The 6,215-nt window shown below is 60.9% G+C and carries 10 protein-coding genes, 2 tRNA genes, 1 other RNA gene and 1 pseudogene; 4 read left to right on the top strand and 10 right to left on the bottom strand.

The window, feature by feature from the left end; all coding sequences use genetic code 11:
- Nucleotides 1-100: 100 nt before the first annotated feature.
- Nucleotides 101-177: non-coding RNA, sX9 sRNA (locus XpopCFBP1817_RS18850), on the bottom strand.
- A gap of 77 nt (nucleotides 178-254) precedes the next feature.
- Nucleotides 255-1,028: pseudogene (locus XpopCFBP1817_RS18845) on the bottom strand (efflux RND transporter periplasmic adaptor subunit); the annotation flags it as partial.
- A gap of 207 nt (nucleotides 1,029-1,235) precedes the next feature.
- Between XpopCFBP1817_RS18845 and XpopCFBP1817_RS18840 the strand changes: the two are divergent.
- From XpopCFBP1817_RS18840 to XpopCFBP1817_RS18825, 4 genes are all read left to right on the top strand, one after another.
- Entirely contained in the window at nucleotides 1,236-1,625 is a 390-nt protein-coding gene (locus XpopCFBP1817_RS18840) for a c-type cytochrome (protein WP_128418272.1), read from the top strand.
- Between the two features lie 8 nt (nucleotides 1,626-1,633).
- Complete coding sequence (locus XpopCFBP1817_RS18835) at nucleotides 1,634-2,095, top strand: c-type cytochrome (RefSeq protein ID WP_167393980.1); 462 nt, start codon at nucleotides 1,634-1,636, stop codon at nucleotides 2,093-2,095.
- Between the two features lie 105 nt (nucleotides 2,096-2,200).
- Nucleotides 2,201-2,276 (top strand) — tRNA-Ala (locus XpopCFBP1817_RS18830).
- A 45-nt stretch (nucleotides 2,277-2,321) separates the two neighbouring features.
- Nucleotides 2,322-2,397: transfer RNA gene (locus XpopCFBP1817_RS18825), tRNA-Glu, on the top strand.
- A gap of 210 nt (nucleotides 2,398-2,607) precedes the next feature.
- Here XpopCFBP1817_RS18825 and XpopCFBP1817_RS18820 read toward each other — a convergent pair.
- From XpopCFBP1817_RS18820 to XpopCFBP1817_RS18785, 8 genes are all read right to left on the bottom strand, one after another.
- Complete coding sequence (locus XpopCFBP1817_RS18820) at nucleotides 2,608-2,862, bottom strand: hypothetical protein (protein WP_167393979.1); 255 nt, start codon at nucleotides 2,860-2,862, stop codon at nucleotides 2,608-2,610.
- Between the two features lie 435 nt (nucleotides 2,863-3,297).
- On the bottom strand, nucleotides 3,298-3,606 hold the full coding sequence (locus tag XpopCFBP1817_RS18815; RefSeq protein ID WP_208619665.1) for a hypothetical protein: 309 nt from the start codon (nucleotides 3,604-3,606) through the stop codon (nucleotides 3,298-3,300).
- 67 nt (nucleotides 3,607-3,673) lie between these two features.
- Nucleotides 3,674-3,946, bottom strand: a complete 273-nt coding sequence (locus tag XpopCFBP1817_RS18810) for a hypothetical protein (protein WP_128418271.1) — start codon at nucleotides 3,944-3,946, stop codon at nucleotides 3,674-3,676.
- Between the two features lie 43 nt (nucleotides 3,947-3,989).
- Nucleotides 3,990-4,526: an HGGxSTG domain-containing protein gene (locus XpopCFBP1817_RS18805; RefSeq protein WP_128418270.1), complete on the bottom strand. Its 537-nt coding sequence runs from the start codon at nucleotides 4,524-4,526 to the stop codon at nucleotides 3,990-3,992.
- Nucleotides 4,527-4,749: 223 nt separating this feature from the next.
- Complete coding sequence (locus tag XpopCFBP1817_RS18800) at nucleotides 4,750-5,217, bottom strand: hypothetical protein (protein ID WP_244171242.1); 468 nt, start codon at nucleotides 5,215-5,217, stop codon at nucleotides 4,750-4,752.
- Nucleotides 5,218-5,455: 238 nt separating this feature from the next.
- Nucleotides 5,456-5,698 carry a hypothetical protein gene (locus XpopCFBP1817_RS18795; protein WP_128418269.1) on the bottom strand — a complete coding sequence of 81 codons (243 nt, stop codon included), beginning with the start codon at nucleotides 5,696-5,698 and terminating at the stop codon, nucleotides 5,456-5,458.
- Nucleotides 5,698-5,988, bottom strand: a complete 291-nt coding sequence (locus XpopCFBP1817_RS18790; RefSeq protein WP_128418268.1) for a helix-turn-helix domain-containing protein — start codon at nucleotides 5,986-5,988, stop codon at nucleotides 5,698-5,700. The genes XpopCFBP1817_RS18795 and XpopCFBP1817_RS18790 overlap by 1 nt, the downstream gene beginning before the upstream one ends.
- The coding region (locus tag XpopCFBP1817_RS18785; RefSeq protein WP_208619664.1) for a helix-turn-helix transcriptional regulator at nucleotides 5,985-6,215 on the bottom strand (231 nt) is incomplete at its 5' end. The genes XpopCFBP1817_RS18785 and XpopCFBP1817_RS18790, both read right to left, overlap by 4 nt.

Below are 6,215 nucleotides of genomic sequence, written 5' to 3'. Positions count from 1 at the left end.
GACTCAAAGCCCTGAAGGGTCTGACACCGTACGAATTCATCTGCAAGCAGTGGACATCCGAACCCGAGCGGTTCAAGGTGAACCCGATCCATCTTAAAGCGGCTAACAAAACGTAGCGAACAGTCGTCAGGTGGGTGCGGACGGCGCGCTCAGAACCGGAGTGTACGAGTGGTACATGAGGATTCCGAGCACCGGCCGCGCCCGCCTGGCGGCTGCGCAGTAGTTTTGTTAGCCGCTCTAATGCCGGGACTGAACACACGGAAGGTTCCGCTGCCCGAATCCACCAACGGCGCGATGCGATCGACCTTGCCGATGAAGTACTGGCCCGGCAAGGCGTCGTCGAGCAAAGTCACCGGCTGATCGGATTTCAGCGTCGCCAGCTCGCGCTCGGGCACATTGAGTGCGGCTTCCAGCTGCGAGTCGTCGAAGATGCGGAAGATCGGCGTATGGATCTGCACGAAGTTGCCGGTCTTGATCGAGCGCGATGCGATCGCGACTGAGATTGGCACCTGCACCGTGGTGTAGGACAACTCAAGCGATGCGAGCCGGTACTTCGCACGGCTGTTTTCGACATCGAACTTGAGCTGATCGACATCCGCAGCGCTGACCAATTGCGGGCAGACCAGTTGCGTGGCACAGCAATAGCTGTTTTCCAGTTTGCGCAGTTGCGCCTCGCTCTGCGCCACCGCCAGATGTGCGCGGTGCGGGTCCAGCCGCACCAATGCCTGCCAAACCGACACCTTCTGCCCCTCTTCCACCATCACCGCCAGTGCGACGCCGGAGGTCTTGGCCACCACCTATGCTTCGGCACGCGCCTCCAAAGCGGCAGTGCCGGTATAGCTGGCAGCGACAGCACCGCGTGCGGCCTTGGCGATTTCCACCGGTACCGCGTCGACGGTCTTCTTTTCCTCGGCGGCCTTTGCTTCGCCGTCTCCCGCCTTGCAGCCGCTCAGCAACAGGCTTGTGGTGATCAACAACGCGGCGGCGCAGGTTCCGCTGCGGCCGGGCAGAAAGGAAAGTGGCGATATCGTCTTGCCCTGGTGGATGCGTGAACGGGTGTTGTAGGCAAGTAAACTCCCTGGCCGATCATGTCGCCAACGCGCCAAAGGTCATGGTCTGTTCAAGTTTGCCTATTCACCCCCGGTTTGCGTCGCGCCAAATCGCATGCATACTCGGACCGGTTCCGCCACGCCCCCACGTGCGGACGCTCAATACAGTCTTCCGGATACGAAACCATGCGCCCACAGCCGCTCGCCGCTTGTCTCGCTCTGGTCGTCTTCCTGCCGTTTGGGGGCGCATCAGCGACACCGTCAATCACGCCTGGACCGGCCGCGCCTGCGCCCGCCGCGGCCGTTGCAGCGCCTGCAGCGCCCACTGGCAATCCGTCGAATGGTCGGCTACTGGCTTACACCTGCCAGGGCTGCCACGGCGTGACCGGCTATAAGAACGCCTATCCCAGTTACCGCGTGCCCAAGATCGGTGGCCAGTCCAGCCAGTACCTCACCCAGGCGCTGACCGAATACCGCCAGGGCAAGCGTAAACATCCGACCATGCAGGCACAGGCGCAGAGCTTTTCCCAGCAGGACATCGCCGACATCTCCGCCTACCTGTCTACCCTCAAATAAGCGCCCACATGCCGAACGCCCTGTACGCTCCGCATCTAGCCATCGCCCTGGTCGCTGCCCTGATGCTGGCGGCCTGCTCTCAATCGCAGGTGGAATCCACTGATCGTTCTGCAGGCGATGCCGGCCACGCCAGCGGTGAACATGGTTCCGGTTCGTCCGCCGGCATGCCGACCGGTCGTACTGCAGCCGGAGACAAGCTGGCTCATGCGAAAGGCAAGGCCACCGGCCAGAGCTGCGTGGATTGCCACGGCGCCGATGGCAACGCGCCGATCGACCCCAGCTACCCCAAGCTCGGCGGCCAGTACGGCGACTATCTTGCGCATGCCTTGCAGGCCTACCGCAGCGGTGACCGCCAACATGTGTTGATGACCGCGCAGGCCAGCGCATTGAGCGACCAGGATATCGCCGATCTGGCGGCGTATTTCGGCGCACGACAGACGCAGTTACGCGATCTGCACGGTGTCAATTGAGTCGCAGCGCGCGCACCATATCGTGCGCACTTTCCGTCTCATTCCGAATGAAAAACTACTTGCGCGAAGCTTAACCGGCAGCTATCATTTCCTTCCAATTTTCGTGGGGCCATAGCTCAGCTGGGAGAGCGCCTGCATGGCATGCAGGAGGTCGGCGGTTCGATCCCGCCTGGCTCCACCATTCCTGACCTAGGCCGTCAGGGAGACAACTCAGGTTTTGATACGCGTCCCCATCGTCTAGAGGCCTAGGACACCACCCTTTCACGGTGGACACCGGGGTTCGAATCCCCGTGGGGACGCCAATCATCTAAAAGCCCCGGCACTGCCGGGTCTTTTTTTGCCTGACGTTTGTGTACGCCCTACTTCGCGCGTGCGCGGCGAGGACATCTACGTAATGCTCGCCCACGCAATCACCAATCGAATTTCGACACGTGCTAATCGGCTGCGGGAACCACATACGTGAGTCCGCGCGCGCTAGTTGTTGAGCAACAAACTTCTATGCAAAAACTGCATCAGGTTTGCCCGTCATCTAATGCCTTGCGGCCTTCGTGGGTGAGATCGATATCGCCATCCTCGGCCTGCGTCGCGTAGCCGGCGCGCACTGCCCAATTGGCCTCTTCGTCGGCGACCGGCGTGGTGTCGTGGATGTCACGAAGAATGCGCAGTTGCTGCGAAGAATCAAAATCCATGGAGGCCACCTGCTTGTAAAGAGCTTTCCACGGTACGGACCGGGCATGATGGTTGCGTGCCTGCAGGTCATCCGCCACGCATCGAAATCAAGCCGCGCGCATGCACTCGCACCGCGCAACGCCATGCATGTAGATCATGTGCCAGCTCTTACGAACAGAGCGCATTGCGCTACAAAGCGGACATGCACCACATCCCGCTAATCCACCGCTGGACGCGAAAAAGCGCGCGCACGCGACAACTTCAGTGTGCGCGGTGAGGCAAATCAGCAGACCAATCGCGCCTTCCATCACCAAGCAAACCACACAAGCAAAAAGCCCCCCCCCCGGGATTCCACCGGAAAGGCTTTCGCTTGTACTGCGGTAACTTGGCGCGAAGGTGGGCAGCAAAAACCTATATATTCTGGGCGTTATGCGCGGATATTTTTTGAATTGCCCCCAATGTTGCCCCCAGGTGGGTGCAGCTTGGCTATGAAGGCGTGAGCACTGAGATGGCCCGCCGCGCGGCCGCTTGGTTTAGTTGCCGTAGTCGTAGGACGAAGCGGCCTGCGAGTTACTGCTACGACGCGGCTGGTTATACGGACTGCCGGTCGGGTTGCTCTGGGTCTGCCGATACGGATCAACCGTGCCCTCTTGCCCGCTGTAAGGGTTGTTATTGCCCTGGGTGCTGTAGTTGTCAAGCTTGGTGCTATTGGGCGCAGACTGATAATGCGGGGCGACATAGGTGCCGTTTGCGCGGGTGTAGCCGCGCACGTAGTTCTGTGCGAACGCCGGGGCCGAAACTGCCGCGATAAGGCCGAAGGTGACAACGGTGATGATCTTCATTTGTACTTTCCTTGTTCGATGGCGATAGTGCCGGGCTGTTTCCACTTCCACGCATGAGGCGTGCCAATCACGCGTCACACAGCCCGTCCTCGTCCTCGTCGGCGCACTCTTCATCATCTATCACTTCTCGATTCCGGGATGCTTGCTGCTCTTGTGTGTAAGCCATGCAACCTTCGATAAAAGACGCGGAGTTGCCGCCGCAGTCGTTGGGGTCATCAATGGCATGCAGGACGCCCCAGCGGTAGCCCGCTTCGTGTCCCGAGCAATCCATTGTGCAGTCGTAGGACTGCGCCCAGCTCACGCTAGGGATAGCCAGCGCGGCCCAGATGATCCATTTCATGATATTTCCTTGATTGGGTTGTACAGAGAGCTTGATGCAAAATCTATGCCTTCATGTATTGCCATAGGTTCTCCAGCGCTCGGGCCTTTCCCTCGGTTGTTCGTGGACCCGTGCTGCGTCCACCATGGAATCGGCAGCGACGCTTGCCCGGTTCGCTCTTCGCCTGACAGGGCTTGCCGTCACGATGACGCCTTGCGCCGCAAGTGACGCTGGCTGCATGCCCGGATTCACCGCTTTTCGTGCGCCGGCTCGTTAGACCTTGCCGCGATCTTGCCGTATGCCCGGACTCATACGCGCCCGCGTACTGGTGGCTTAATTCCGGCAGCTCCTTCGGAGTCTTGGGCGCTTCTACTTCCTGTTTCTTTATTCCGGTCAGCTTGGCCCACTCGACTAGGATGGCGTCCAGCACCGCGCTATTGGTTGCTTCGATGCTGCCGGGCCGGGTGGTAGCCCGCTTGGCGGCGATCACGTCCAGTGCCGCCGAGCTGGGCATGTAGTCGATCCGCACCATGCGCGCCCGGCGTGCACGTTGCTGTGCCGCCAGATGCGCTTTGTCCTGGCTCAAGTAGCCCGCCGTCATTGCCAGCACTCTCATGAAGCAGGTCCCCCATACCCAAGAAGCGGGTAACCCCCTTGGTAGAGTCTTAGAAGGTGCCCGATGGTCGGGGCACAAACTCCGGTGGAAATAGCCCTGTAGGACCGATGGCCGGGGCACACTGCCCCGATAGCTGTACCTAGCGGCGTACTCACTGACCCGATGACCGGGGCACACTGCCCCAATGGTCGGGCTGGGCTTTGCGTTTTCATGCCACCACCCGCAGCGTTGGTTTGCTTGCCTTGGATCGCCACAGGTGAGACGGCACAGCGTTGGGCTTGGCGTCCAGCTTTCCGCCGCACTCCTCGATGCCCATCCAGGTGAAGGCAAACAGTGAACACCAGTGCAGGCAACCTTGCCGGGTTTGTTCGATCAATCCGGCTTCCAGCAGTTCTAGCAAGGCGCGGCGCAGGGTGTCTTTCGACTTCCAGCCGCGCTTTCGCATCACAGACCATGCTGCGCTCTGGTCGCCGTTGTTGTAGCCAGTGAAATGCGCGCCCAAATCCAGCAGCAATGCGTGAGCCTTCATCGACAGCCCGCAGAATGCGGCGCTGTTCAACACTTCCACGTTGACCCGGAAGAATGCACCAGACACCTTGCGCCCCTTGAACCGCTCACGCGATCTTTGGTTCATGGGGCGCCTTCCTGTACTACCGTAGCGCTTGGGTTGTTGCACGAGCCTGAAATGCTCGCCCCGGCGTGTCCTTGTGGCCTTCTGAGGTCTGGGGTCAGCAGGAAGCCCCGTGCATCACGGTCCCAACCGCGTGCCAGCAATTCCACAAGGGTCAGGCACCGACGTCGTTTGGCTGGGTTGTCGAATTTGCCCACGCGGTGGCGATCAAAACCACGGACGCTGCCGAAATACTTTCCACAGTCCGCACACTGGCAGCGGCTGCCGGTTAGGCGAGGGCGACTCATGCCGCACCATCCAGGACAGCGCGCGCGGCATCCAAAAGGTCCGCCGCCTCAACGATTCCCGGCGATGGCTCATCCGTTTGCAGGGCATAGACTTCCAATTGCCGGCGTGCTGCCTCCATCGCGCCCGCAGCCAGACATATGGCAGCACCCTTGGTGTAGTCTCGTGGTGCACTCAGCCCGCCAGCCTGTGCCACTTTGCCCGCCTCGCGCGGGCTTCGTCGTTTGTGGGGGAAGCGCATTACGCCACCTCCTGCTGCATCGAATACTGCGCCACCCGGCTATGCGGCCGTCCTTGGTCGTCCAGCAGGGGTATCAATCGGTTCACAATGGGGTGCCCCTCCTGCCGCAACTCGAAGATGCGCACGCCGAGTACGAACACGTTCAGATCGCGGCGGGCCTCCAATGTGGTCACCGCCCTCTGCCGAAGCGCGGCCAGCAGGCGCGCGCGCTGGGCGGGTGCGGAAGTGTCGATGATGTTTGCCTCGGGGCCGCTTTCAGCGGCGGGAGCACAAGTGCTGTTCTGGCTCATCGGGCCACCTCCTTGCCGGTGGCTTCGATCAGCGCGCGAATTTCCTCTACTCGCCATGCGGTGCATCGTTCGCCGAGCTTGACCGGCTGCGGATACCTGCCAGCGCGAACGCCTGCATACCAAGTGGAACGGGAAACCGGGATCAGGGCCTGAGGTTTCCCCACGTTTTCCCGAGATAGATCAGCTGGTTGCACCCGGATCGTGTAGAAACAAGTGCGCGCATGGCG

The sequence above is a fragment of the Xanthomonas populi genome (assembly GCF_002940065.1).
Classification (GTDB): domain Bacteria; phylum Pseudomonadota; class Gammaproteobacteria; order Xanthomonadales; family Xanthomonadaceae; genus Xanthomonas; species Xanthomonas populi.
Note: the sequence above shows the minus strand (reverse complement) of the source record. Positions and strands in the feature narration are given on the sequence as shown.

Bases quoted from the DNA above. Each gene is read 5' to 3' on its own strand.
- XpopCFBP1817_RS18795 (WP_128418269.1), bottom strand. From the start codon at position 5,698: ATGCGCTTCCCCCACAAACGACGAAGCCCGCGCGAGGCGGGCAAAGTG.
- XpopCFBP1817_RS18835 (WP_167393980.1), top strand. From the start codon at position 1,634: ATGCCGAACGCCCTGTACGCTCCGCATCTAGCCATCGCCCTGGTCGCT.
- XpopCFBP1817_RS18810 (WP_128418271.1), bottom strand. From the start codon at position 3,946: ATGAAATGGATCATCTGGGCCGCGCTGGCTATCCCTAGCGTGAGCTGG.
- XpopCFBP1817_RS18790 (WP_128418268.1), bottom strand. From the start codon at position 5,988: ATGAGCCAGAACAGCACTTGTGCTCCCGCCGCTGAAAGCGGCCCCGAG.
- XpopCFBP1817_RS18815 (WP_208619665.1), bottom strand. From the start codon at position 3,606: ATGAAGATCATCACCGTTGTCACCTTCGGCCTTATCGCGGCAGTTTCG.
- XpopCFBP1817_RS18805 (WP_128418270.1), bottom strand. From the start codon at position 4,526: ATGACGGCGGGCTACTTGAGCCAGGACAAAGCGCATCTGGCGGCACAG.
- XpopCFBP1817_RS18840 (WP_128418272.1), top strand. From the start codon at position 1,236: ATGCGCCCACAGCCGCTCGCCGCTTGTCTCGCTCTGGTCGTCTTCCTG.